This window comes from Pseudomonas sp. MS15a(2019) (assembly GCF_013277805.1).
Classification (GTDB): domain Bacteria; phylum Pseudomonadota; class Gammaproteobacteria; order Pseudomonadales; family Pseudomonadaceae; genus Chryseomonas; species Chryseomonas benzopyrenica.
This window is the reverse complement of record NZ_VBTN01000003.1, coordinates 679869-705090: the sequence shown is the minus strand read 5'-3', so window position 1 is coordinate 705090 and position 25222 is coordinate 679869. Positions and strand designations below refer to the sequence as shown.

Here is a 25222-nt window from a genome sequence, read left to right as displayed (position 1 = left end):
TCCGGGATGATTTTCAACGCAGTATGGCCGAGCGCAGGCGCGTTTCCGACAAGCCTAGTCGCCGCGGTAGATGCAGCCACAGGTGCAGGTCTCATGGACGCGAACCTGGCTGAGTTCGGGGAGCAAGGGCTTGAGCTGTTGCCAGATCCAGCGCGCGAGCACTTCGCTGGTAGGGTTCTCGAGACCCGGGATGTCGTTCAGATAATGGTGGTCGAGACGCTCGTACAGGGGTTTGAAGGCGGCCTTGATATCGGCGAAATCCCGGACCCAGCCGGTATGGGGATCGACAGCACCTTCGATGTGCAGGCCTACCTTGAAGGAATGCCCATGGAGACGTCCGCACTTGTGGCCTGCCGGAACATTGGGCAGGAAGTGCGCGGCTTCGAAAATGAATTCTTTGAAAATTTCCACGATAACCACTCGCGTTGGGCCACGGGGTGTGGCGGCTGCGGGGCGGCAGTCTATCAGCTCGACACCGCCTTGCCGAACCTCGCGGTCGCCGACCAGGGGCGGCGGTCTAACCCGGCATCGACCAGGGCTCCAGCAGGTAGCCGTCGTGTGCCAGCTCCAGGCGAGTCTGCTCGATCAGGGCGGCGAGGTGGCCGGCATGGCTGTATTGACTGCGCGCGACATGGGCGATCGAGGCCAGTACCCGGGCGCCGTTGGTCACCTCAAGGGAAAAGCTGGCGTCGCTGGGATCTTCGCGGGCGTCGCCGCGCAGGGGCAGAAAGGCCTTTTCGACGATGTGGACGGCACGGGCGAGATCGATGGACATGGGCGGACTCCTCGGCAAGTGGCTTTCAATAGAGGGCCAGGGTCAGGAGAAATTCGGATTTGCCTTCACCGGCGGGCTTAGGCAGTCTCCCGGTCTTTGTCTGGACGATTCCCCATGCGCAGCAGCAATCCTCGTACCTTCTGGGCTCTGGTCGGCCTGGCCGCCGCCTTTGGTCTCGCCGGCCTGATCGGCAATCGAGTGGGCTGGGAGCGGTTGGAGATCGGCTATCGAACGGTACCGTCGCCCAGCGGGCTGGACATCGGCGTGGCCGGTCAGGTCATCACCGGCCTGCCGTCCCTGTGCATCGCTCTGGCGCTGGTCACCGTGGTGACGGCGCTGATCATCCGGGCTGGGCGCCGCTTTCGTTCGCGGCTACCCCTGCCGGTGACGGCGGGCATTCTCTGGGTGCTGCTGGCGGGCCTGCTGGTGCTTTTCTATCCCAGCACCCTGGCGTTCCAGTGGGAGAATCATCGCGGCGCGGCGGAGATCGACTTCTATGTCCTGCAGGATCGCCCCGGTCCCTTCCAAGGCACGGCGCAAAAGAGCCAGCGACTGACCTACTACCGCGACTGCGGCGGTACCGGGCAGGCGGCCTGCCCGGTGTTCGAGTGCGTGGTGGAGCGGCGCAGCTGGCTGGGTGGCCTGCAGAAGATCGAAGGCTTCTACCCGGGCCTGGACCAGGAACGTCAACTGGAGCTGCTGCGTACCCGTTGCCTGCCCGGCACGCCGTGACCGACGAAACCGCCGGTCTGGTGACGCCATAGGCGGGCATAGAGGCCGTTGTAGGCGATCAGTTCGTCGTGGGAACCCATCTCGACGATCTGGCCACGTTCCATGACCACCAGGCGGTCCATGCGCGAGATGGTCGACAGCCGGTGGGCGATGGCGATCACCGTTTTGCCTTCCATCAAGGTTTCCAGACTCTCCTGGATCGCGGCCTCCACCTCGGAGTCGAGGGCGGAGGTGGCTTCGTCCAGCAGCAGGATGGGCGCGTCCTTGAGCAGGGTGCGGGCGATGGCGATGCGCTGGCGCTGACCGCCGGAAAGCTTGACGCCGCGTTCACCCACCTGCGCATCCAGCCCGGTACGACCATGGGCGTCGGTGATACGGGCGATGAAGTCGTCGGCCTTGGCCTTGCGCAGAGCGGCGTGCAGTTCTTCATCAGTGGCCTCGGGACGGCCATAGAGCAGGTTCTCGCGGATCGAACGGTGCAGCAGCGAGGTGTCCTGGGTGACCACGCCGATCTGGCATCTCAGGCTTTCCTGGGTGACATGGGCGATGTCCTGGCCGTCGACCAGGATGCGACCGCCTTCCAGGTCATAGAGGCGCAGCAGCACGTTGATCAGCGTGGACTTGCCGGCGCCCGAGGGGCCGACCAGGCCAATCTTCTCGCCCGGGGCCACGTCCAGGGTCAGGCCTTCGATGATGCCGGCGCCCTTGCCGTAGTGGAAGGCGATGTCCTCGAACAGCACCGCGCCACGGGTCACCTGCAGCGGCTTGGCGTCCGGGGCGTCGCCGACCTGGCGCGGCTTGGCGATGGTGCTCATGCCGTCCTGCACCATGCCGATGTTCTCGAAGATGCCGTTGACCACCCACATGATCCAGCCGGACATGCTGTTGATGCGGATCACCAGGCCGGTGGCCAGAGCGATGGCGCCGACGCTGATGACGCCCTGGTGCCAGAGCCAGAGGGCCAGGCCCGTGGTGCCAGCAATGAGGAAGCCGCTGAGGATGGCGATGGTCACGCCCATGGCGGTGATCAGGCGGGCGGCGCTCTCGGCTTTCTCGGTCTGCTCTTCCATGGCCTGGCGGGCGTATTGCTCCTCCTGGGCCGAGTGGGAAAAGAGCTTGAGGGTGGAGATGTTGGTGTAGCCGTCGACGATGCGCCCGGAAAGCTGCGAGCGGGATTCCGAGGCGATGGCCGAGCGCTCCTTGGTCTGGGGCACGAAATACCAGAGGGCGATGACGTAGCCGATGATCCAGAGGACCAGCGGGACCATCAGCCAGACGTCGGCCTGGGCGAACAGGATCAGCGAGGTGACGGCGAAGATCAGCACGTGCCAGATGGCGTCCACTGCCTGCACCGCCGAATCGCGCAGGGAGACGCCGGTCTGCATGATGCGGTTGGAGATGCGCCCGGCGAAGTCGCTGTGGAAGAAGCCCAGGCTCTGCTTGAGCACGTAGCGATGGTTCTGCCAGCGGATCAGGGTGGTGAGGCTGGGGGTGATGGTCTGATGCACCAGCAGATCGTGCAGGCTGATGAACAAGGGGCGGATGACCAGGGTGACCACCGCCATCCAGATCAGGGTGCCGCCGTGCTCCTGGAAGAACACCGTGCTGTTGGGCGCGCTGCCCGCCAGGTCGACCAGTTGGCCGATGAAATTGAAGAGGGCGACCTCGATGAGGGCGCCGATCAGGCCAACCACCAACAGCAGGGCGAAGGCCGGCCAGGCTTGCTTGAGGAAGTGGAGATAGAAGGCGCCGACCCCAGTGGGCGGCATTTCATCGGGGGCTTCCCGGAACGCATCGATGATGCGTTCGAAGCGGCGAAAGATCATGCGGGGTCCTTGTAGAGAGGAGACAGCGTATCGCGTCGCCGGAAGGGGGACCTCGCCGTTGGGACTGGATGACCGACGCGCGGCATCCAGCCGGACGGGTCGGCTTACAGCCGTTTGGCAGCGAGAATCATGACCGGTTCACGGGGAATGTCGCGCAGCATGCCCTGGCGGGTGGTCTGGACGCCGGCGATCTGGTCGACGACTTCCATGCCGCGCACGACCTTGCCGAATACGGCGTAGCCGAAGTCGCGCGAACCGTGGTCGAGGAAGGCATTGTTCTCGACGTTGATGAAGAATTGACTGGTGGCGGAGTTGACGTCCGAGGTGCGCGCCATGGCCAGGGTGCCGCGCAGATTCTTCAGGCCGTTGTCGGCTTCGTTCTTGATCGGGGCCTTGGTGCGCTTCTCCTGCATGTCGCGGGTGTAGCCGCCGCCCTGGATCATGAAGCCGGGGATGACGCGGTGGAACAGGGTGCCCTTGTAGAAGCCGCTGTCGACATAGCCCAGGAAGTTCTCGGTGCTGACCGGCGCCTTGGCCGCATCCAGTTCGACCTCGATGTCACCCTTGTTGGTGCTGATGAGCACGTGCGGATTGTCCGCGGCCCAGGCGGTGGAGGCGACGAACAGGGCGCAGGCGGCAAGCAGGGCTTTGAACATGATGGATCCTTGAGTGGCGGAGACGACTGGCGAACGATAGCAACCCGGCTGGCACCCCGCCACGGTCAGCGTGGCAGGGCATGTTTGCGCAACAGGTTCATGAGGATCTGCGAGGCTGGGCCCAGCTCGTGCTGGCGCGTCTTGTAGAGCTGGAAGGGATGGAAGCGCTGGGCGCCCTGTTCCAGCGCCAGCGGCTTGAGCAGGCCAGCGTCGAGATCGGTCTGGATGGCGTCCCGGGGCAGCCAGGCGAAGCCCAGGCCGTCACGCAGGAAGGTGGCGGCGGTACTGATGCTGCCTACCGTCCAGCGCTGTTCGGCGGCCAGCCAGCCGGCATCCCGCGGCTGGGCGCGGCCACTGTCGCGGATGACGATCTGCAGCTGCTCTTCCAGATCGGCGGTCACCAGGGTGCGCTGCAATTGATGCAGCGGATGCTCGGGATGGGCGACAGCGACGAACTCGACATTGCCCAGGGAGGCGCCCAGGTGGGCCGCGATCACCAGGCCGGTGATCGCCAGGTCCGCCGAGCCGTCGAGCAGGGCCTCCTCCACCCCGGACAGGACCTCTTCGCGCAGCCGTACCCGGCAGCCACGACTCTGCGGCATGAATTCGCGCAGGCACAGCAGCAGGGGGCGAGTGGGATAGGCGGCATCCACCACCAGCCGCACCTCGGACTCCCAGCCCTGCTCCATGTGATAGGCCAGTTCCTCCAACTGGCTGGCCTGCTGTACCAGGCGCCGCGAACGGCGCAAGAGCACGGCGCCGGCATCGGTCAGCACGGCGCGGCGGCCCTCCAGGCGCAGCAGCGGCACGCCGAGCTGCTCCTGCATGCGGGCGACGGTATAGCTGACCGACGACTGGGAGCGATGCAGCACCTCGGCGGCCTGGGCATAGCCGCCGTGATCCACCACAGCCTGCAGGGTCCGCCACTGATCGAGGGAAACGCGAGGAGTCTTCATCGAGCGCTCTGGGGCCACGAAAGGGCGCATGTTAGTGCCTGCGGGGGTGATGGGAAAACGCGGCGGCCATCACGGCCTGAAAAAATGTCGGACGCCGGGTCAAATGTCCCGTCGGCGCTGCCCTCCAAGCCAGCCGATGAGTGTCCCCCTCTAGGCAAGACAAGGAGTCTCCATGTCGTCATTCAAGGCGTTGCTGGGTTGTTGTCTGGTCATCGCGCCGCTGCTGGTCCAGGCCGAGGAATCCGCCGCGGCGGCCGTCGAGTCCATCGATATCGACGGCATGAACATCAGCCGGACCCTCGACTGCGAGGGGCGAGACGTGTCCCTGTCCGGCGAGGGCAATACCCTGACGTTGAAAGGTCAGTGCGGCACCGTGACCGTCTACGGCAGTCATCATCGGCTGGTGCTCGACGGCGCCCAGGTGCTGAACATCCATGGCCTGGGCAGCGTCACCACGGTCAGGGGCGCGGTGGCCAGTCTGAGCATCGGCGGTGGCTATCAGCAGGTGCAGGCCAAGGTACGCGGCAGCGACGGCATCGCCAAGGTCGATGCCTATGGCTACGGCGCCAAGGCACGGCTGACCCTGCTTAGCCAGGCCGACATCGCCGTGGGCGGTTCCAATCAGCAGGTCTACTGGTCTCGCGCGGCCGGCGTGGCCGAGCCCAAGACCCTGGTCTCGGGCGCCGATAACGTGCTGCAGGCCAATCAGTCGGTGGCGGCGCTTACCGGTGCCGAACCCTCGGGCCTGAACGCCACCCGCTAGACTGCGATAAGCCGGGGGTTTCCCTCCGGCAACGGGCGCGTTAAGGTCGCGCACCTTTTTCGTGCGTCGCCGCCATGCCCTACCTTCTGCTCGTCACCCTTATCTGGGCGTTTTCCTTCAGCCTGATCGGCGAGTACCTCGCCGGTCGGGTCGACAGCGATTTCGCCGTGCTGGTCCGCGTGGCCATCGCCTTCGTGCTGTTCCTGCCCTTCACCCGCTGGCGCGGAGTGCCGGGGCGCTTCGCCCTGGGGCTGATGGCGGCAGGCGCCCTGCAATTCGGCATCACCTATCTGTGCCTGTATCGCAGCTTCGCCGTGCTGACGGTGCCGGAGGTGCTGCTGTTCACCGTGCTCACGCCGATCTATGTGACCCTGCTCGACGATGCCTGGCAGCGCCGCTTCCGCCTCTGGTCGCTGCTGGCCGCCGTGGTGGCGGTTGGGGGCGCGGCGCTGATCCGCTTCCAGCCGCTGACCGGTGACTACCTGCTGGGCTTTCTCTTGCTGCAAGTGGCCAACCTGACCTTCGCCGCCGGCCAGGTGCTGTGCAAGCACCTGGGGCACGCCTATGCCGGGCAGGGTGCGCTGCATCGCTACTTCGGGCTGTTCTTTCTCGGCGCCCTGCTGGTGGCGGCGCTGTCCTTTCTGTTGTTCGGCAATCCGGCGCGGCTGCCCAGCACGGGCCTGCAATGGGGCGTGCTGGTGTGGATGGGCGTCTTCGCCACGGCGCTCGGTCTCTACTGGTGGACGCTGGGCTCGCTGCGGGTCAATGGCGGCACCCTGGCGATCATGAACGAGGCCCACGTGCCGGCGGGTCTGCTGGTCAGCCTGCTGATCTGGCAGCACCCAGCCGATCTGCCTAGGCTGTTGCTGGGCGGCGGCATCATCCTGCTGTCGCTGTTCATCAACCGTCAGGGGCGTCAGTCATGAACGTGCTGTCCGGCAAGGGCCTGGGCCTTTCGGTGCTGTCGTCGGTGCTGTTCGCGCTGATGCCGGTGTACTTCGTCTGGCTGGCGCCGCTGGACGGCCTGCAGGTGGTGGCCCTGCGGGTGGTCTGGTCGCTGCCGATGGTGCTCCTGCTGGTGGTGGTCCTGCGTGAGGGCAAGGCCTTGCTGGCCACGCTCAAGCGGCTGGTGCGCGAGCCCCGGCTGTGTCTGGCCATCCCGGCGGCGGCGCTGCTGATGGGCATCCAGTGGTGGGTGTTCGTCTGGGCGACCATGAATGGCGAGGCCATGGCGATGTCGCTGGGCTATTTCCTGCTGCCCCTGGCCATCGTGCTGACCGGGCGGCTGGTCTATGGCGAGCGCCTGCGACCGCTGCAGCGCCTGGCGGTGGGCTGTGCGCTGCTGGGGGTGATCAACGAGGTCTGGGTGACCGGAGCGCTGTCCTGGGTCAGCCTGCTGCCGGTGCTGGGCTATCCGCCGTATTTCGTCCTGCGCCGCTGGATGGCGGTGGATGCGCTGTCCGGCTTCGTCCTGGAGATGTGCTGCCTGCTGCCCTTCGCGCTGCTTGCCTTGCACTGGTTTTCGCCCAGCCTGATCCTGCAGCAGACACCCTGGCTGTGGGCGCTGCTGGCGGGGCTGGGTCTGCTCAGTGCCATCGCCTTCGCCGCCATGCTGGCGTCGAGTCGCATGCTGCCGCTGAGTCTGTTCGGCATCCTCAGCTATGTGGAGCCGGCGCTGCTGGTCTTCGTCGCCCTCTATGTGCTGGGCGAACAGCTGCCGGAGGGCGCCATCTGGACCTATGGTCCCATCTGGCTGGCGGTGGCCTGGGTCTGCCTGGACAGTGCGCGCCTGCTGCGCAAGCAACTCAGGCGCGCACCGGCTGCGCCCTAGAGCACCAGGGTCGGGCATTCACCTGCGGCGAAAAAGAACTCGTCGCAGTTGGGCAGGGTGCCGGCGCGATCGACGATGAGGAATTCGTCCTCGTCGCGCAGGGCCAGCACCGGGTGGTGCCAGACCCCGGCGTGGTAGTTGATGCCCTGGCGGCCATCGGTGCGAAAGGCGCGGATGGCGCCGGCATCCGGCTGCGCCGCGGGCGGTGCCACCACCACCAGAAAGGGTTCGCCGCGTAGCGGGACGAAGGCCTGGCTGCCGTGGGGATGGCGTTCGAGCATGGTGATGGTCAGCGGATAGTCCAGGCGCCGGGCGCGAAAGATGCTGATGATCGCCGCGCCGTCCGCCGGCCCTGTCTCGATCCGCGCCAGGGCGTGGTATCTCTGGGTCGAGCCATTGTTGATGGGAAACCAGTCCCGGCCCGCCGTCTCGATGACCTCGCCGAAGGGCGTGAAGCCCTCGGCGGTCAGCGGCTCGATGCGCAGTGGCCGGCTCATGCCTGGCCCCGGGCGACCTTGCCGAATAGCCGCAGGCGGCTGACACCGCCGTCGGGGAAGATGTTCAGGCGCACGTGGGTGATGGGGCCGAGGTCGCGCACCTGCTCGCGGAAGCTGTGCTCCTGGTGCATCTGCAGCTTTTGCGGCGGCAGCAGCTCCTTCCAGAACAGGCTCTGGGTCTCGATCTGGCCGTCGGTACCGCCGCGCACATAGGCGCCCTGGATCTGGCAGCTGTCCGGATAGTTGCCCTTGAAGTACAGGGTGTCCACCAGGATTTCCTCCACGATGCCGGCATGGCCCAGGGCGATGATCACCCAGTCGTTGCCAGGCGTGCGGCGGCGCGCGGTTTCCCAGCCGTCGGCCATGCTGTCGGCGCGACCCGGATTGAGGATGTTGCTCATGCGGCCGTAGTGCTCATCGTTGCAGGCCAGGGCGCGTCCGCCGTTGAGGGCGGCGGCTAGGTCCAGCACCTCGTCTTCGGCCTGGGTCGACCAGTCGCGATGGGGAATGCCGTAGACCCGCAGGCGGGCCACGCCGCCATCGGGATAGATGTTCAGCCGCAGGTGGGTCCAGGGGCGGTCATCGGCGATGGCATGGTAGTGGTGGCTATTGCCCTGCATCTCGATGGCCGGCAGCACTTCGGTCCAGGCAGCGTCTTCGGCCGGATCGCCCTCGGCACAGAAGCAGGCTTCCAGGGAGGCGGAGGGCGGGTAGTTGCCGGTGAACCAGCGGGTGTCGATGTCGACGCCCTTGATCGAGCCCGGTACGCCCAGGCGGATCACCGCATGGTCGTAGCCTTCGAACCTCTTGCGCCGCGATTCCCAGCCGTCCATCCACTTGCCATTGTCGTCATAGACGCCTTCCTTCCACTCCGGCTCATGGGGCTGGAGCATGCGGTCGGCGGCGGCGAACCAGTCGTCGGTGACGCTGATGACGCGGGTGCCGAGGCGGGCATCGGCGAGGTTGAGGTACTTTTCGAAGGGCGCGGCGTAGGTGCGTTTCATGGGCGGACTCTTGTGCGGAAGGGGTCAGAGGGTCTGCAAGCGGAAGAGGGCGATGCGGTCGATCTCGGCCAGGGCGCGCTGGAATTCCTGCTCTGGGGTGTTGGGCAGGCGCTCCTCGAAGGCCGCAAGGATCAGGTGCCGGTTGCTGCCCTTCACCGCCATGATGAAGGGGAAGCCGAATTTGGCGCGGTAGGCCTCGTTGTGGCGGGTGAAGCGGGCCAGCTCGTCCGGGGTGCATTGATCGAGGCCGGCACCGGCCTGTTCGCCACTGCTGGCGGCGGTCAGCTCGCCAGCCAAGGCCGCGCGTCCGGCAAGGTCCGGGTGCGCCTGGATCAACGCCAATTGCTCGGCCTGGCTGGCCCGGGCGACCTGCGCGGCGAGACGCTGATGCAGGGTGTCGACGCTATCCGGCAGCGGCTGGCCCTCGTCGAAGGCACGCTCGGCGACCCAGGCGGAGTGTTCGTAGATGCCGCCGAAGGCCGCGACGAAGGCGGCGCGATCCAGCTGGCTGGGCGTGACGGTCTGGAAGGCGCTCATGCCGGCGGATGCTCAAGGTGCCAGTGGCGAGCAATGTCCACCCGGCGGGCGAACCAGACCCGTTCGTGGCTCAGGGCGTACTCCAGGAAACGCTTGAGGCCCACCAGGCGACCGGGGCGGCCGATCAGGCGGCAGTGCAGGCCGATGGAGAGCATCTTGGGCGCGGTGGCACCTTCTTCGTAGAGGGTGTCGAAGGCGTCCTTGAGGTATTGGAAGAATTGCTCGGCAGTGTGGAAGCCCTGGACCTGGGTGAATCTCATGTCGTTGGTGTCCAGGGTGTAGGGGATCACCAGGTGCGGCTTGCCGGTCGGGTTATTGGGTTCCCAGTAGGGCAGGTCGTCATCGTAGGTGTCGCTGTCGTAGAGAAAGCCGCCTTCCTCCATCACCAGGCGCCGAGTGTTGGGCCCGGTACGCCCGGTGTACCAGCCCAGCGGGCGTTCACCGGTCAGCTCGGTGAGGATCTCGATGGCGCGCTGCAGATGGGCGCGCTCCTCGGCTTCGTCCAGGTACTGGTAGTCGATCCAGCGATAGCCGTGGCTGCAGATCTCGTGGCCGGCCTGGACCATGGCGCGGATGACCTCGGGGTGGCGCTCGGCGGCCATGGCCACGGCAAAGACGGTCAGCGGCACCTGGTGTTTGGCGAACAGCTCCAGGATGCGCCAGACGCCGGCGCGGCTGCCGTATTCGTAGAGGGACTCCATCGACATGTTGCGCACCCCTTGCAGGGGCTGCGCGGCGACCATCTCGGACAGGAAGGCCTCGGACTCCTTGTCGCCGTGCAGGATGTTGCGTTCGCCGCCCTCTTCGTAGTTCAGCACGAAGGACAGGGCGATGCGGGCATCACCCGGCCAGCGGGGGTGGGGCGGCTGAGCGCCATAGCCGATCAGATCGCGGGGATAGGTCATGGAAGGGGCATCCTGGCAGTCGAGATGTTTTGTATACAATGTTTGGAGACCTTTGCCGAGTCCCAGCAAGAATCCTGCCTAACTGGTCTGACCGGTCTGAAGACTTTCCCACGCTGGAGGGCAGCGGTCCCGCGGATCGGGCCGGGGCTGGGCTGTATACAATCGGCAGGTGAAAAGCTGCTAGGCTGGCGCACCCCTCTGCAGGAGCTTTCCCATGTCCACTCCATCCACTGGCGGTTACCTGACGACCCACGTGCTGGACACCACCGGTGGCCGCCCAGGTGCGGATATCGCTGTCCGGCTGTACCGGCTGGAGGGGGCGGCGCGGCAGGCGCTGGGTGAGATGCGGACCAATGCCGATGGTCGCAGCGACACGCCGCTGTTGCAGGGCGAGCACTTCACGGCGGGGGTCTACGAACTGGAGTTCGACGTGGGCGATTACTACCGGCGGCGCGACGTGGCGCTGGAGGAACCGGCCTTTCTCGATACCGTGGTCTTGCGCTTCGGCCTCGCCGACGAGGGAGCGCATTACCATGTGCCGCTGTTGGTCTCGCCCTACAGCTATTCGACCTATCGCGGCAGCTAGGTTAGATTGCGCCGCCGCGGTGCGCTTCTGCCCGGGCCGGCACCAGGGTAGGGCGCGGGTCCAGCGGCGCTAGTGGATGGTCGGTTCGGTGTTCGATCGCGCGGTGGCGAGCAGCGGTCGATCCGGCACGGCACTGCCGGGCCAGGTCTGGGCGATGCGTTCCAGCACCACCTGGGCCAGCATGCTGTGGGTACGGCTGGCGAAATGACCGCGGGCACCGAAGATATAGGCCTGATCGGCGCCCGGTTCGACGTAGCTGTCCGGATCGCAGAACTCGCGACCGGGCAGGCAGGCATCACCTTCGGCATGGGTGAAGCCGTAGTTGCCGTAGTGGGCGAAGACCTCTTCCATCACCCGATAGGCATCCACCAGCAGCAGACGATCACTGGCTGGCAAGTTGGCCTGCAGGGTGTCGTTGTAGAGGCGCACCAGCTCGTGGTTACGCTCGGCCAGGGCGGGTGTCCAGGGTTCGAGATAGGGCGCCTTGCCATAGTCGGTGTTGTTGAGCACCACCAGGCGCTGGGCACCCAGACTCAGCAAATGGCGCAGCAGCTTGACCTCGTTCAGGGCCGTATGGCGGATCCGCGCCTCGACCTGCTCGCGGATCGCCGGGGGCAGGGGGTCGTCGGCCATCAACGCGGCCTTGAGCGTCTTGTCATAGAAGGGGCCGATGATGTCGTTGCCGCCGATCTGCACCAGGACCAGATCCTGCTGGCGGAAGCGGCCATGCTGCATCTCGAAGTTGCGGATCTGCTGGGAAAAGGCCAGCGGCGCTTCGTTGTGATCGAAGCCCGGCTCGGTGAAGCTCCCGGTCACGGCGCCGCCCTCGGCGTAGCAGAGACCATCGGGATCGCTCGGTCCCTCCTGGCCATAGCCTTCCACCTGCCGATTGGGGCCCAGCTCGATACCGTAGGCGTCGGCGATTTCCTGAGGATAGGTACGCCCTGGGTTGGTGGCATAGATATGGCCGAAGGTGCCGCAGTCCATCAGGCTGTCGCCAAAGGCGATCACCCGCTGGATACCACGCGCCTCGGCGATGGGCTCAGGGCTGGGTACGAGGGCGAGCAGCGCGGCGACACCTGCGAGTGCGGTCGCCAATCCCCAGTGCTTGCCCATCCTCTACCTCCCGGCAGCGTCCAGCGCCTGTGCTGCCCATAGCTATTCTTTTGCAACCTTCATACCGGGAAGAGCGAAGAACGCCGCTCAGAGTTCCCGGCGCCCAGACCAGCGAGACGGCAGGCGACGACCAGCACGACGCCGGGCAGCGTCTGCTGGTGCTGCCCGCCACTGAGCTAGTCGGGCTTTGTCACGGGATCGGAGGATTGCGCCAGGATGGCTGCCATCAGGCCGGGGAAACGCTGATCCAGGTCTTCGCGGCGCAACTGATTCATGTGCGTGGTGCCGGCGTTGCGCGTATGCACCAGCCCGGCATCGCGCAGGACGCGGAAGTGATGCGACATGCTGGACTTGGGGCGGCCACCATCGAGTTCGCCACAGGTGGCCTCGGTGACCCGTGCCAGATAACGGACGATATCCAGACGCACCGGATCGCTGAGCGCATGGAATAGACGCTCGAGGGAGAATTCGTCAGGACTGGGATGTTTGAAAGGGCGCATGAGCCAATCATACACCGGGGGTTGGCGATTATGTTATGTTCGATTAATATCGAAATAACGAACCAATATCTGTCCTATGGGAGACCGCTCAGATGTCCGCATTGTTCCAACCCTTCACCCTCAAGGACGTGACGCTGCGTAACCGCATCGCCATCCCGCCCATGTGCCAGTACAGCGCCGTCGATGGCGTCATCAATGACTGGCATCAGGTGCACTATGCCGGCCTGGCGCGTGGCGGTGCTGGCCTGGTCGTCGTCGAGGCCACTGCGGTCTCGCCGGAAGGCCGCATCACCCCCGGCTGCGCCGGTATCTGGTCGGACGCCCAGGCTCAGGCCTTCGTGCCGGTGGTCCAGGCGATCAAGGCCGCCGGTTCGGTGCCGGGTATCCAGATCGCCCATGCCGGCCGCAAGGCCAGCGCCAATCGTCCCTGGGAAGGCGACGACCACATCGCCGCCGACGACGCCCGTGGCTGGGACACCATCGCCCCGTCCGCGGTGGCCTTTGGTGCCAACCTGCCCAAGGTGCCCAAGGCCATGACCCTGGACGACATCGCCCGTGTCCGTCAGGACTTCGTCGATGCCGCCAAGCGTGCCTACGAAGCCGGCTTCGAGTGGCTGGAGCTGCACTTCGCCCACGGCTACCTGGCGCAGAGCTTCTTCTCGGTGCACTCCAACCAGCGTGACGATCAGTACGGTGGCGACCTCGCCGGCCGCAGTCGCTTCCTGCTGGAAACCCTGGCCGAGGTACGTAAGGTCTGGCCGGAGCACCTGCCGCTGACCGCCCGTTTCGGCGTGATCGAATACGACGGCCGCGATGAAGAAACCCTGGCCGAATCCATCGAGCTGGCCCAGGGCTTCAAGCGCGAAGGGCTCGACCTGCTGAGCGTCAGCATCGGTTTCTCTACCCCGACCGCCAACATTCCCTGGGGCTCGGGTCTGCTGGCGCCTATCACCGAGCAGGTACGCAAGGCCACCGGCCTCAAGGTCGCCTCGGCCTGGAACATCGATACCCCGGTGCTGGCCAACCAGGTAGTGGCCGACGGGCAGCTGGACCTGGTCATGGTGGGCCGCGCCCACCTGGCCGATCCGCACTGGCCCTACTATGCGGCCAAGGCCCTGGGCGTCGACCAGCCGTCCTGGGTGCTGCCGGCGCCCTACGCCCACTGGCTGGAGCGCTATCGCACCAGTTGAGTCGGCTCAGGCTGAACGCGAAAGCCGCTCCTCGGGGCGGCTTTTTTGTGCGTATGGGATGGGGGTGGGTTTTGTTGGGCTTCGCTGCGCTCAGCCCAACCTACGGTGATGGGTAGGTTGGGTGAGGTGGCTCCATCGCCGAAGCCCAACGGGCTCAGGCGTCCCGACTATGTACTCGCCGACCCGCGGCATGGGTTTCGCGCACCACGCGGTCGTCGCCCAGGGTGGTGAGGACGAAGAGGGTTTCCTCCAGGCTCTTGGACTGCTGCAGGCGGTAGTCCAGCAGTGGGGTGGCCTTGAGATCGAGCACCACGAAGTCGGCATCGTGGCCGGGGGCCAGGCTGCCGATGCGGTCGTCCAGGCGCAGGGCGCGGGCGCCGCCGAGGGTGGCCAGGTACAGCGACTTGAAGGGGTGCAGGCGATGGCCGCGCAGCTGTTGCACCTTGTAGGCCTCGCCGAGGGTCTGCAGCAGCGAGAAGCTGGTGCCGGCGCCGACGTCGGTACCCAGGCCGACATTGATCTTGAAGGCTTCCATCCGCTCGAGATCGAACAGGCCGCTGCCGAGGAAGAGGTTGGAGGTAGGGCAGTGGGCCACGGCCGAACCGGTCTCGTGCAGGCGCTGGCATTCGGCATCGCAGAGGTGGATGCCATGGGCGAACACCGAGCGCGGGCCGAGCAGCTGGAAGTGGTCATAAACGTCCAGGTAGTTGCTGCGCTCCGGAAACAGCGCCTTCACCCAGTCGATCTCCTTGAGGTTCTCGGAGAGATGGGTATGCAGGTAGACGTCCGGGTGCTCGGCCAGCAGGCGTCCGGCTGCTTCGAGTTGTTCCGGGGTGCTGGTCGGCGCGAAGCGCGGGGTGACCGCGTAATGTAGGCGACCCTTGCCGTGCCAGCGCTGGATCAGGGCCTTGCTGTCGGTATAGGCGGACGCGGCCGTGTCCTGCAGATAGCCCGGCGCATTGCGGTCCATCAGCACCTTGCCGGCGATCATGCGTAGATCGAGTCGTTCGGCGACCTCGAAGAAGGCATCCACCGACTGCGGATGGACGCTGCCGAACACTAGGGCGGTGGTGGTGCCGTTGCGCAGCATTTCACCGACGAAAATCTCCGCCACCTCGGCGGCCTTGGCCGGATCGGCGAAGGCACCCTCGGTGGGAAAGGTGTAGGTGTCCAGCCAATCCAGCAGCTGCTCGGCGTAGCTGGCGATCATGCCGGTCTGCGGATAGTGAATATGGGTGTCGATGAAGCCGGGGGTGATCAGGGCGTGGGGGTGCTCGATCACCGGGGTGCCGGTGGGTAGGGTGGGCAGCAGTTCGGCGGCCGGCCCCATGGCCTGGATGCGGCCGTCCTCGACCAGCAGCAGGCCGTCGGCATGGTATTCGTAGGAGGCGTCCAGCCCCACCTCGGCCGGGTCGGCAAGGCTGTGGAGCAGGGCGGCGCGATGGGCGATGGCGGTCATAGGGTTCTCTGATTGCAAAGCTAACTTGGGCTGGCGGTGACCAGGCGCAGCGGCAGATCCGTCTGCTGGGCCTGGCGACCGTAGTGGGCGATGACCTCGCCGGCCACCGCGATGGCGATCTCCAGCGGCAGCTTGCCCTGGACCTCGGGCAGGCCCAGGGGGCAGCGCACCGTGGCCAGGCGGTCGGCGCCGTGGCCACGCGCTGCGAGACGGTGGCGGAACTTGGCCCACTTGGTCCGGGAGCCGATCAGGCCGAAGTAGCCATGGTCGCCGCGAGCGAGGATGGCGTCGGTCAACTCCAGGTCCAGGGGGTGATTATGGGTCATGACGATATAGTAGGCACCCGCCGGCATGCGGGCGATCTCGTCGACTGGCTCTTCGGTGACGATCTTTGCGACGCCAGCGGGCAGCGGATCGGGAAATTCCTGGGGCCGCGAATCGACCCAGCGCACCGCGCAGGGCAAACCGGCCAGCAGCGGCACCAGGGCGCGGGCGACATGGCCGGCGCCGAAGACGATCACCGGGACGTCCTGTGCCAGCTGGGGTTCGAACAGCAGGGTGGTGACGCCCCCGCAGCACTGGCCGAGGCTGGCGGCCAGGGAGAAACGCTCCAGGCGCGGCTGGCGCGTACCGGCGGCGAGCATTTCCCGGGCGATCTCCACCGCGCGGTATTCCAGGTGGCCGCCGCCGATGGTCAGGTGCTGTTCCTCGCGTCCCACCAGCATCTTGGTGCCGGCCTCGCGAGGGGTGGAGCCCTGTTCGTCGGCCACGGTGATCAGCACGCAGGGTTCGCCGCGTGCCTCGAAGTCGGCCAGCAGGGCCAGCCAGCCACGTTTGGGGGTCATGCGGGCTCCTCCGTGGCGGGGACCGGGGCGGCTTGCAGCTCGGCGGCCAGGCGGCGCATGCGCTCCACGCCCCAGAGCACCCGTTCCGGGGTGGCCGGCGCGTCCAGCGCGGGATGGAAGCGGTAATGCGCCACGCTGGCCACGGCGTCCTGCAGGGCGCACCACACCGAGATGCCGAGCATGAAGGGCGGCTCGCCCACGGCCTTGGAGTGGAACACCGTGGCCTCGGGATTCTGTCGATTCTCCACCAGGCGCACGCGCAGATCCGGTGGCACGTCGCTCACCGCCGGAATCTTGTAGGTGGAGGGTCCGGCGGTGAGCAGCTTGCCGGCGTCGTTCCACACCAGTTCTTCCATGGTCAGCCAGCCCAGGCCCTGGACGAAGCCGCCTTCCACCTGGCCGATGTCGATGGCCGGATTCAGGGAGGCACCGACGTCGTGGAGGATGTCGGTGCGCAGCAGGCGGTATTCGCCGGTGAGGGTGTCGATCAGCACCTCGGAGCAGGCGGCGCCGAAGGCGTAGTAGTAGAAGGGCCGACCGCGGGCCTGGTCGCGGTCGTAGTGGATCTTGGGCGTGCGGTAGTAGCCGGTGCTGGACAGCGATACCTGGCCGACATAGGCCAGCTGGATCAGCTCCTCGAAGCTCAGCAGGCGATCGCGCACCCTGACAAGGCCATTGCGGAAATCGACCTCTTCGGGCCCGACGTGGAAGTGTCGACTGGCGAAATCGATCAGCCGGTCCTTGATGGTCTGAGCGGCGTTCTGTGCGGCCTTGCCGTTGAGGTCGGTGCCGCTGGAAGCGGCGGTGGGCGAGGTGTTGGGCACCTTGTCGGTGTTGGTGGCGGTGATCTGGATGCGGGCTATGTCGACCTGGAAGACCTCGGCTACCACCTGGGCGACCTTGGTGTTGAGCCCCTGGCCCATTTCGGTGCCGCCATGGTTCAGGTGGATGCTGCCATCGGTGTAGACGTTGACCAGGGCGCCGCCCTGGTTGAGGAAGGAGGAGGTGAAGGAGATACCGAATTTCACCGGGGTCAGGGCTAGGCCCTTCTTCAGTACCGGACTGCCCTGGTTGAAGGCGCGAATGGCTTCGCGTCTGGCCTGGTAGTCGCTACTGGCCGCCAGGTCCGCGGTCATCTCTTCGAGCAGATTGTCTTCCACCACCTGGTGGTAGTGGGTGACATGGCGCGTCTCCTTGCCGTAGTAGTTGCGCCGCCGGACCTCCAGCGGATCGAGACCGCGATGGCGGGCGATGGCGTCCATCACGTTCTCGATGGCCAACATGCCCTGGGGGCCGCCGAAGCCGCGGTAGGCGGTGTTGGACGCCAGATGGGTCTTGCATCTGTAGCCGGTGATCTGGGCGTTGCCGAGGTAGTAGGCGTTGTCGGCATGGAACATGGCGCGGTCGATGATGGCGTTGGACAGGTCCGGCGAATAGCCGCAGTTGCCCGCCAGTTCGAAGCGGATGCCCAGCAGGCGGCCGTCGTCGTCGAAGCCGACGTCGTACTCGACGTGGAAGGGATGGCGCTTGCCGGTCATGTGCATGTCTTCGAAGCGCGGCAGGCGCATCTTCACCGGGCGCCCGGTGAGATGGGCGAACACCGCGCAGAGCGCCGCCGGCATGCCGGCCTGGCTCTCCTTGCCGCCGAAGCCACCGCCCATGCGTCGCATGTCGACGGTGACCCTGTTCATCGAGACGCCCAGCACCTCGGCCACCTGTTTCTGCACCTCGGTGGGATTCTGGGTGGAGGAATAGACCAGCATGCCGCCGTCCTCGGTGGGCATCACCGAGGCCACCTGGGTTTCCAGGTAGAAGTGCTCCTGGCCGCCGATGGCCAGCTCGCCCTGCAGGCGATGGGGCGCGGCGGCCAGGGCGGCGGCGGCGTCACCGATCAGGTGGCTATGGCTGGGGGAGATGAAGTGTTCGCGCTTGAGCGCTTCCTTGACGTCGAGGATGGCCTCCAGCGGCTCGTATTCGACGATGGCAGCCTGGGCGGCGCGGCGGGCGGCGTCCAGGCTGGTGGCGGCCACCGCTAGTACGGGCTGGCCCAGATACTGGACCTCGCCATCGGCCAGCAGCGGATCCCCCGGCAACACGGCGCCAATGTCGAGCTGGCCGGGTACGTCGGCGGCGGTGATGGCCAGGGCCACACCGGGGATCTGGTAGCAGGGTGAGAGATCGATGTGCGTGATACGCGCATGGGCGTGCTCGCTCATCCGCGCATAGACGTGCAGCTGATTGGGAAATTCCAGGCGGTCGTCGATGTAGAGGGCTTCGCCGCTGACATGCTTGTCGGCGCTCTCGTGCTTGAGCGGCTTGCCGACGCCGGTGGCCAGGCCGGCAGCGAAGGCGGCGGCCATTTCCTCCGGGGTGCGGGCGGGCAGGGTGCTAGACATGGGCGGTGACCCTCGTGACGAGCGCGGGCTGGGTGGTCTCCAGATGACATTTGCGCAGCAGATTCTGCGCTGTCAGTAGGCGGTATTCGCGACTGGCGCGGAAATCCGACAGCGGGGCGAAATCCTCCGCCAGGGCCTGGACGGCGCGCTCGATGGACACCGCGTTCCAGGGCTGGCCGAGCAGCGCCTGTTCGCAGCGGGCGGCGCGTTTGGGCGTGGCCGCCATGCCGCCATAGGCGATGCGCACGCTGGCGACGCGGTCCTGCTCCAGTTCCAGGGCGAAGGCGGCGCAGACCGCGGAGATGTCGTCGTCCAGGCGCTTGGACACCTTGAAGGCGCGGAAGACCAGGCCCGCGTGTGACCGTGGCACCCGTACCGCCTGGATGAATTCGCCCGGCTCCAGGGCGGTCTGGCGATAGTCGAGGAAGAAATCGTCCAGGGCCAGTTCGCGCAGGCGTTCGCCCTGGCGCAGCAGCACGTTGGCCCCGAGCGCCAGGAGCAGGGGTGGGCTGTCACCGATGGGCGAGGCATTGCCGATATTGCCGCCGAGGGTGCCCTGGTTGCGGATCTGCAAGGAGGCGAAACGCTGCAGCAGCGCACCGAAATCCGGATAGTCGGCGGCCAGGGCGGCGGCGCAGTCGGCCAGCGGGGTGGCGGCGCCGATCTCGATACATTCCTCGCTGACGGTCACGCCATGCAGCTCGGGCAGGTTGCCCAGGTAGATGAGGGTCTCCAGGCGGCGATGCTGCTGAGTGACTTCCAGGGCCAGGTCGGTACCGCCGGCCAGCAGGCGCGCCGCGGGCTGCGCCTGGTAGAGGCTGGCCAGTTCGCTCAGGGTGGTGGGGCTGTGGCAGCGCCGGTTGGCGCCTTCCAGGCGTGTGTGCGGCGCCGGCGCCAGGGCCTTGAGGCGCTCCAGGGTCTGCTGCTCCCGGGCATCGAACTGGTCCGGCTGGCGCTGGGTGCAGGCCTGTTCGGCGGCGGCCAGGATTGGCCGGTAGCCGGTGCAGCGGCAGAGATTGCCGGCCAGGGCCTCGTGGGTGGCAGCGTTATCGGGCGCGGCGACGTTCTTTTGCAAAGCGAACAGCGACATGACGAAGCCCGGCGTGCAGTAGCCACACTGGGAGCCATGGCAGTCGACCATGGCCTGCTGCACACTGTGGAGGCGGCCCTGATGCTTGAGGTCCTCCACACTGATCAGTTGCCGGCCATCCAGCGCCGCGACGAAGGTCAGGCAACTGTTAACCGTGCGATAGCGCAGCCGCTCGCCGTCGGGCTCGGCCAGCACCACGGTGCAGGCGCCACAGTCGCCCGAGGCGCAGCCTTCCTTGGTGCCGGTCTTGCCACAGTGCTCGCGCAGGTACTGCAGTACGGTAAGGTTGGGATCGAGCTGCTCTTCGACGCGCAGCTCCTGGTCCAGCAGAAACCTGATCACGGCCGCTCTCCACCTGCTCTCGAATGCCTTGATGGTGGGTAAAGCTGACCGATAGGTCAACATTTGCCCGGGCAAGTGGCCGACCTCTGTCGTTTTTGGGCAAGAGGCCTGGGCAAGGCTGCGCCGTCTTGGCGCGCCCAGCGCTCCTTTGCCCGCGGATGGTGCAAAACCAGCCGCTCTAACGCGTGTTTCTGCGGAATATTCATTCGGACGCTTCAAGGCGCTCGGGCCGATGCCGATATATAGGCAGACGATTACGGCCTGGTCGCCTGTCGTCAGCACCCTCGTACAACCCGTTGCAACAGGTCGCTACCGTGCCTACCCAACTCAACCGTGTCGCCCGTCAGGCTTCCCTTGGTTTCTTCGCCTTGGTCACCCTCATCTTTACCCTGGCCGGGTGGATGCTGTTCGACCTGTGCGCGCGCATCGACGAGCAGCAACGCCACCACAGCGAGGCGGACGCCCAGCGCGCGTTGGAAACGCGGCTGGACAGGCTTGGCCGGGTCTTGACTGACTATTCTTTCTGGATGGAAGCCTATGCACGGACCAGCAAGAAGGTCGACGTGAATTGGGCCTATGAGGAAGACAACGTCGGGCCCTCCCTTTACAGCGACTATGGCGTGAATGGCGCCTTCATCCTGGCGCCCAACGGCGTCACGCGCTACGCCGTGGTCGGCGGCGGACGCAGCAAGATGCAGCTGGATACCTGGCTGGGTGACGACCAGGCGACCCTGCTGGCCCAGGCCAGGGAGCGCTCGCTCAAGGATGGCCATGCCCAGGGCTATTTCCTGATCGAGGGCAAGCCGGCCAGCGTAATGGTCGCGGTCATCCGCCCGGATGCCACCTACCAGGACTTCAAGCGGCTGTCCTACATGGTGTTCGTCGATATCCTCACGCCGGACAAGCTCGCCCAGCTTGGCCAGACCTTCGAATTGCCCGGGCTGACCGCGGAGCCAGGGGAACTGCCCGTCGTGGCGGAGCGGCCGACCCTGGTGGTGAGGTCCGACCCGGGTATCGCGGTGACCTTTCACTGGCTGGTGCATGGCATGGGGCAGCGCCTGCTGGCGCAGTTCCTGCCGTTGCTGGCGACGATGTGTGGTCTGGCCTTGCTGCTGGTCTGGTACCTGCGTCGGCGGATCGCGCTGGCGGCGCGGCAGACGGATGTGGCCGAAGATGCCCTGAGGCATAGCGAGCAGCGCTTCCGCACCGTGTCCGAGGCGTCGTCCGACTGGATCTGGGAGAGCGACGCCGAGCAGCGGCTGGTCTATCTTTCGGAGCGTTTCGTGGCCGTCACCGGCTTCAGCCGGGAAGCCTGGCTGGGTCGCCCGTTGCACGAGCTGCTCGGCTATCCGCCGAGCCAGGTCGAGGAGGTGGCCAGGACACCGCTGGCGGCCGGCCGGACCCGGCGCCCCCTGCGCTGCGAGATGCGCGACGCCCAGGCCAAGCTCAGGTACTGCCAGTTGACGGCGCAACCCATCATTAGCGGTGGCCTGCTGGCCGGTTTTCGCGGCACCGTGTGCGATGTGACCGAGGAGATCGAGGCCAAGGCGCGCATCGAACACATCAGCCAGCACGATGCCCTCACCGGACTGGCCAACCGTCACCAGTTGCACCGCTACCTGGCGCAGCGCTTCGCCGAGGGCGTCAGTGCCAGTCAGCCGCTGCACCTGTTGGCGCTGGACCTGGACCGCTTCAAGCCGGTCAACGATTCCCTCGGCCATGGCGCCGGCGATCAGGTGCTCTGTCAGGTCGCCCGAGAGCTGCGCGCCAGCGTGCGCGAGGGCGATCTGGTGGCCCGTATCGGCGGCGATGAATTCGTCATCGCGGTGAATGGCTGCCTGAGCGCCGAGCAGGTGAGCCTGCTCTGCAACCGGATGTTGGAGGGCATCGGCCGGACCATGCGCATCGACGAGCACGACATCAACATCGGTGCGAGCGTCGGCATCGCCCAGGCACCCCAGGATGGCCACAGTGCCGAGGATCTGCTGCGCTATGCCGACATCGCCCTGTACGAAGCCAAGGCGGCGGGGCGTAACACCCTGAGATTCTATGAGCCCACCATGAACCAGCGCATCCTCGCGCGGCGTCAGCTGGAGACCGAGTTGCGCCTGGGATTGCAGCGGCTTGAGTTCGAGCTGGATTTCCAGCCGCGTTTCGACGCCAGCAGCCAGCGCCTGCTGGGCGCCGAGGCCCTGGTGCGCTGGAATCATCCCATCCGTGGCCGCCTGGCGCCTGCCGAGTTCATCGGGGTGGCGGAGGAGACCGGGCTGATCCTGGGCCTGAGCGACTGGGTGTTGCAGGAGGCTTGCAGCCAGGCGATGGACTGGTCGCCGGAGTTGATCGTGTCCATCAACCTGTCACCGCTGGAGTTCCAGCGCGACGATCTGGTCGCCCGGATCCACAAGGTGCTCGAGCGCACCGGCATCGACCCGGCACGGGTCGAGCTGGAGCTGACCGAGAACGTCTTGCTGGATGACGCGGCGGGTGCCCTGGAGTTGATGAAGAAACTCAAGGCGCTGGGCGTGCGGCTGTCGATGGACGACTTCGGCACCGGCTATTCCTCGCTGAGCTATCTGCGCACCTATCCCTTCGACTGTCTGAAGATCGACCGCAGCTTCGTCTCCAACATCGAGGTGAGCGAAAGCAACGCGGCCATCGTCGAGGCGATCGTCAGCATGGGACGGGCACTGTCGCTGACGGTGGTGGCCGAGGGGATCGAGACTGCCGGCCAGCTGGCGCGCATCGCCGATCTCAAGTGCGACCAGGCCCAGGGCTTCCATCTGCAGCGGCCGTTGTCCCAGGCGCGTTTCGCGGCCTTGCGGCAGGAGCAGTCACAGCCGCGGGAAGCGTCGAACGATGCCAGCCGCACCTTGGTAGTCGCTGGGCCCTAAGCGGAATCCAGGGCCGCACCCAGCAGCAATGCCGCGAGCACCAGAAACAGCCCACCTGCCACCTGGTTCAGGCGCGCGAGGGTGGTACCCGAGGTCAGGCGGCCATTCAAGGCCGTCACTGCCGCGGCGTAGCTGCAGTGAATGATGAGGCTCAACAGGCAGAAGCTTGCCACGAGCGCCGCCAACTGCGGCAGCACCGGGCGGTCGGCCTGGATGAAGGGCGGAAACAGCGCCAGAAAGAAGATGATCAGCTTGGGGTTGGTGAGGGACACCAGCAAGCCCTGCAGGAGGTGTCTGCCAACGCAGACCGAAGGCCGAGTGGCGGCAGGCTGCCGGCCTTGGGTCGCGGGACTGCGCAGACGCCGCAGCCCCAGCCAACCCAGGTAGAGCGCGCCGACCAGCTGCAACCCCTGCAGGGTCCTTGGCAAGCTGCTCACCAGGGCGCCGAGCGCGGTGCTGGCCAGGATGGCCACCAGCAGTATGCCCAGCACCACCCTGAGGATGCCCGGCAGGGCGCCGCGCAGCCGCAGCTGCAGCGCATTGGTGATCGTGAGCAGTACGCCCGGGCCGGGGCTGGCGATGGTGAGGCCGCACAGCAGGAGGTAGAGGGCGAAGTGTTGCATTGACGTGTCTTAACCTGCTGGCATGGGACGACCGGAATGGCTGTCTACCTAGGGAGCTGACCGGTGCCGGCCATGGGTATCCAGTATGGCCGGCCGGCTTGCAGGGGTCGCGATGCAGAATCCCGGCTTTTGTACCGGACAGCCGCTCGGGCTGGCCAGGTGCAGCAGGTGCCGTCTTCTTCTATCTCAGGCTCAGGGCGGCGGGGGAAGCGGATTGCCAGCCTCCGCCCAACGCCTTGAAGGTGCTTATTGCCGCCTGTGCGGCTGCCGTTTGCGCCTGGGCACGCGCATCGGCCGTGCGTAGCAGGCGTTCATCGGCCTGCAGAACATCGACCAGGGGCAGCACGCCCTTCTGGTAGGCGAGAGCGGCGGCCTGGCGGGCTTGGCTGAGCGAGGCCTCGCCCGCCGTCAGCAGAGTGACCTGCTCTTCGCGCTTCAACTGGCCGGTCAGGGCATCTTCCACGTCTTCGGTGGCGCGCAATGCCGCCAGCCGATAGGCCGCCAGCGATTCTGCGCGCTGTCCCTCGGCCGCCTGGATCTGCGCATCGATCCGGCCGAAGTCGAACAGCCGCCAGCGTACGCCCAGGGCAACGAGCGCCTGATTGGCGTCGTGGCTGAAGAGATTGCCACTGGAAATCGTGGTGGCGCTCCCGAGCAGAGCGCTCAGGGAGATCTTGGGATAGTACTCGGCCATTGCGGCGCCGATCCGGGCATTGGCGGCGGCCAGGCGGCGCTCGGCCGCGATCAGGTCCGGACGTCGACGGAGCAGGTCGGCGGGCGTGCCTGCCGTTTCGAGGCGGGGGGCGTCGGGAATGGACGCGGCGCCAGCCAGTTGGGTACGCCAGGTGCCAGGTGGCGCCGCCAGCATCACGTCCAGTGCATTCATGGCCCGCTCCAGCGAGAACTCCAGGCCGGGTATCGAGGCCTGGACCTCGGCCAAGCCTCCTTCGGCCTGGCGTAGCTCTCGGTCGGTCGCCAGGTCCTTGCCGTTCAGTAGCCTGACCATCGACAGCAAGCCCTGCTGGGTGTCCACCTGATGGCGAGCGATCGCCAGGCGTGTCTGCAGTCCGCGGATGTCGACATAGAGATCGGCGGTCTGGGCAGCCACGGCAAGGCGCACGGCACGGGCACCCGCCACGCTGGCCTGGTAGTCGGCCTGGGCGGCTTCACTACTTCGGCGCAGACCGCCAAACACATCAAGCTCCCAGCTTGAGTCAAGATTGGCCTCATAGGAAGAACCGCTCCTGGCGTAGCCGGGCGCTGAATCGAGCACCCGTCCAAGCGGTGTTTCCAGCGACTGATAGGCACGACCGGCTTGGCCACCAAGATCGCCTGCCGGCAATAGCGCGGCATCGGCTGCCCTAAGGCCAGCGCGAGCCTGGGTAATGCGTGCGCTGGCTTGCGCCAGATCGAGATTCTGCGCGAGGGCCTGGTTTACCAGGCGGCTCAGGAGCGGATCGTTGAAACGGTCCCACCAGCCAGCCAGCGCCTGATCGGCCAGGGGCGCTGGCATCGGCTCCCGCTGGAAGTTTGCTGGAAGCGCAACTTCAGGGGCGCGGTAGTCAGGCCCCACCGTACAGCCGCTCGCCAGGGTGGCGCTGGCGAGCAGAATAATCTGGAGTCTGGAACGCATGGGCTTTTATCCTGAGCAACGCCTGAACGGTTTTGGTGACTAAAGTGTATATTGGTCACCTTCCGCATC

24 protein-coding genes are annotated in these 25222 nt (G+C 66.3%); 7 read left to right on the top strand and 17 right to left on the bottom strand.

Features of this window, described 5'->3' with window-relative positions:
- Positions 1 to 54 precede the first annotated feature (54 nt).
- A complete protein-coding gene (gene queD / locus FEZ61_RS06795; RefSeq protein WP_017641456.1) occupies positions 55 to 411 on the bottom strand; it encodes a 6-carboxytetrahydropterin synthase QueD in 357 nt (118 codons plus the stop codon).
- Positions 412 to 517: 106 nt separating this feature from the next.
- On the bottom strand, positions 518 to 775 hold the full coding sequence (locus FEZ61_RS06790; protein ID WP_173147931.1) for a hypothetical protein: 258 nt from the start codon (positions 773 to 775) through the stop codon (positions 518 to 520).
- Positions 776 to 889: 114 nt separating this feature from the next.
- On the opposite strand from FEZ61_RS06790, the gene FEZ61_RS06785 reads away from it, so the two are divergent.
- Positions 890 to 1507, top strand: a complete 618-nt coding sequence (locus tag FEZ61_RS06785) for a hypothetical protein (RefSeq protein WP_173147929.1) — start codon at positions 890 to 892, stop codon at positions 1505 to 1507.
- Here FEZ61_RS06785 and FEZ61_RS06780 read toward each other — a convergent pair.
- From FEZ61_RS06780 to FEZ61_RS06770, 3 genes are all read right to left on the bottom strand, one after another.
- A complete protein-coding gene (locus tag FEZ61_RS06780; RefSeq protein WP_017641453.1) occupies positions 1462 to 3333 on the bottom strand; it encodes an ABC transporter ATP-binding protein in 1872 nt (623 codons plus the stop codon). The genes FEZ61_RS06785 and FEZ61_RS06780 overlap by 46 nt on opposite strands.
- Before the next feature lie 104 nt (positions 3334 to 3437).
- Positions 3438 to 3989, bottom strand: coding sequence for a peptidylprolyl isomerase (locus FEZ61_RS06775; protein WP_017641452.1), 552 nt, complete (start codon positions 3987 to 3989; stop codon positions 3438 to 3440).
- Positions 3990 to 4054: 65 nt separating this feature from the next.
- Positions 4055 to 4945, bottom strand: a complete 891-nt coding sequence (locus FEZ61_RS06770) for a LysR family transcriptional regulator (protein ID WP_017641451.1) — start codon at positions 4943 to 4945, stop codon at positions 4055 to 4057.
- 172 nt (positions 4946 to 5117) lie between these two features.
- Between FEZ61_RS06770 and FEZ61_RS06765 the strand changes: the two genes are divergently transcribed.
- The 3 genes from FEZ61_RS06765 (at position 5118) to rarD (ending at position 7539) form a co-directional block, all read left to right on the top strand.
- Complete coding sequence (locus FEZ61_RS06765) at positions 5118 to 5708, top strand: DUF3060 domain-containing protein (RefSeq protein WP_017641450.1); 591 nt, start codon at positions 5118 to 5120, stop codon at positions 5706 to 5708.
- A 74-nt stretch (positions 5709 to 5782) separates the two neighbouring features.
- Positions 5783 to 6634 carry an EamA family transporter gene (locus FEZ61_RS06760; RefSeq protein ID WP_017641449.1) on the top strand — a complete coding sequence of 284 codons (852 nt, stop codon included), beginning with the start codon at positions 5783 to 5785 and terminating at the stop codon, positions 6632 to 6634.
- Positions 6631 to 7539, top strand: coding sequence for an EamA family transporter RarD (gene rarD, locus FEZ61_RS06755; protein ID WP_173147927.1), 909 nt, complete (start codon positions 6631 to 6633; stop codon positions 7537 to 7539). The genes FEZ61_RS06760 and rarD overlap by 4 nt, the downstream gene beginning before the upstream one ends.
- Here rarD and FEZ61_RS06750 read toward each other — a convergent pair.
- Genes FEZ61_RS06750 through puuE form a run of 4 tightly spaced genes read right to left on the bottom strand, consistent with a single transcriptional unit; the run spans position 7536 to position 10482 of the window.
- The gene (locus FEZ61_RS06750) at positions 7536 to 8036 is read right to left on the bottom strand and encodes an ureidoglycolate lyase (protein ID WP_173147925.1); all 501 of its coding nucleotides are present in this window, start codon (positions 8034 to 8036) and stop codon (positions 7536 to 7538) included. The genes rarD and FEZ61_RS06750 overlap by 4 nt on opposite strands.
- Positions 8033 to 9040 carry an allantoicase gene (alc, locus tag FEZ61_RS06745; protein ID WP_173147923.1) on the bottom strand — a complete coding sequence of 336 codons (1008 nt, stop codon included), beginning with the start codon at positions 9038 to 9040 and terminating at the stop codon, positions 8033 to 8035. The genes FEZ61_RS06750 and alc overlap by 4 nt, the downstream gene beginning before the upstream one ends.
- Positions 9041 to 9064: 24 nt before the next feature.
- On the bottom strand, positions 9065 to 9577 hold the full coding sequence (gene uraD, locus FEZ61_RS06740) for a 2-oxo-4-hydroxy-4-carboxy-5-ureidoimidazoline decarboxylase (protein WP_017641445.1): 513 nt from the start codon (positions 9575 to 9577) through the stop codon (positions 9065 to 9067).
- Positions 9574 to 10482, bottom strand: a complete 909-nt coding sequence (gene puuE, locus FEZ61_RS06735; protein ID WP_017641444.1) for an allantoinase PuuE — start codon at positions 10480 to 10482, stop codon at positions 9574 to 9576. Before puuE ends, uraD begins: the two co-directional genes overlap by 4 nt.
- A 214-nt stretch (positions 10483 to 10696) precedes the next feature.
- On the opposite strand from puuE, the gene uraH reads away from it, so the two are divergent.
- Positions 10697 to 11068 (top strand): hydroxyisourate hydrolase, encoded by a 372-nt coding sequence (uraH, locus tag FEZ61_RS06730; protein ID WP_093252289.1) that lies wholly within the window; start codon positions 10697 to 10699, stop codon positions 11066 to 11068.
- A gap of 69 nt (positions 11069 to 11137) precedes the next feature.
- On the opposite strand, the gene FEZ61_RS06725 is transcribed toward uraH, so the two are convergent.
- Both FEZ61_RS06725 and FEZ61_RS06720 read right to left on the bottom strand, forming a co-directional pair.
- Positions 11138 to 12184, bottom strand: coding sequence for an SGNH/GDSL hydrolase family protein (locus tag FEZ61_RS06725; RefSeq protein WP_173147921.1), 1047 nt, complete (start codon positions 12182 to 12184; stop codon positions 11138 to 11140).
- Between the two features lie 176 nt (positions 12185 to 12360).
- Positions 12361 to 12684, bottom strand: a complete 324-nt coding sequence (locus tag FEZ61_RS06720; RefSeq protein ID WP_064309005.1) for a metalloregulator ArsR/SmtB family transcription factor — start codon at positions 12682 to 12684, stop codon at positions 12361 to 12363.
- Between the two features lie 92 nt (positions 12685 to 12776).
- Here FEZ61_RS06720 and FEZ61_RS06715 point away from each other — a divergent pair, with 92 nt between their 5' ends.
- On the top strand, positions 12777 to 13874 hold the full coding sequence (locus FEZ61_RS06715; protein ID WP_064309006.1) for an NADH:flavin oxidoreductase/NADH oxidase: 1098 nt from the start codon (positions 12777 to 12779) through the stop codon (positions 13872 to 13874).
- Positions 13875 to 14028: 154 nt separating this feature from the next.
- Here the strand turns inward: FEZ61_RS06715 and guaD are convergent, their stop codons facing one another.
- From guaD to xdhA, 4 genes are read right to left on the bottom strand one after another with little or no spacing between them, the layout of a single operon-like run.
- Positions 14029 to 15333, bottom strand: coding sequence for a guanine deaminase (gene guaD, locus FEZ61_RS06710; protein ID WP_173147919.1), 1305 nt, complete (start codon positions 15331 to 15333; stop codon positions 14029 to 14031).
- 20 nt (positions 15334 to 15353) lie between these two features.
- Positions 15354 to 16178 carry a xanthine dehydrogenase accessory protein XdhC gene (gene xdhC, locus FEZ61_RS06705; protein WP_093252276.1) on the bottom strand — a complete coding sequence of 275 codons (825 nt, stop codon included), beginning with the start codon at positions 16176 to 16178 and terminating at the stop codon, positions 15354 to 15356.
- Positions 16175 to 18574 (bottom strand): xanthine dehydrogenase molybdopterin binding subunit, encoded by a 2400-nt coding sequence (gene xdhB / locus FEZ61_RS06700; protein ID WP_173147916.1) that lies wholly within the window; start codon positions 18572 to 18574, stop codon positions 16175 to 16177. Before xdhB ends, xdhC begins: the two co-directional genes overlap by 4 nt.
- On the bottom strand, positions 18567 to 20006 hold the full coding sequence (gene xdhA / locus FEZ61_RS06695; RefSeq protein WP_173147914.1) for a xanthine dehydrogenase small subunit: 1440 nt from the start codon (positions 20004 to 20006) through the stop codon (positions 18567 to 18569). The genes xdhB and xdhA overlap by 8 nt, the downstream gene beginning before the upstream one ends.
- 314 nt (positions 20007 to 20320) lie before the next feature.
- Between xdhA and FEZ61_RS06690 the strand changes: the two genes are divergently transcribed.
- Entirely contained in the window at positions 20321 to 22897 is a 2577-nt protein-coding gene (locus FEZ61_RS06690) for an EAL domain-containing protein (RefSeq protein ID WP_017641435.1), read from the top strand.
- Here FEZ61_RS06690 and FEZ61_RS06685 read toward each other — a convergent pair.
- Both FEZ61_RS06685 and FEZ61_RS06680 read right to left on the bottom strand, forming a co-directional pair.
- On the bottom strand, positions 22894 to 23520 hold the full coding sequence (locus tag FEZ61_RS06685) for a LysE family translocator (RefSeq protein ID WP_173147912.1): 627 nt from the start codon (positions 23518 to 23520) through the stop codon (positions 22894 to 22896). The two genes, FEZ61_RS06690 and FEZ61_RS06685, sit on opposite strands and share 4 nt — an antisense overlap.
- Positions 23521 to 23701: 181 nt before the next feature.
- Positions 23702 to 25153 (bottom strand): efflux transporter outer membrane subunit, encoded by a 1452-nt coding sequence (locus FEZ61_RS06680; RefSeq protein ID WP_026083886.1) that lies wholly within the window; start codon positions 25151 to 25153, stop codon positions 23702 to 23704.
- Positions 25154 to 25222 lie beyond the last annotated feature (69 nt).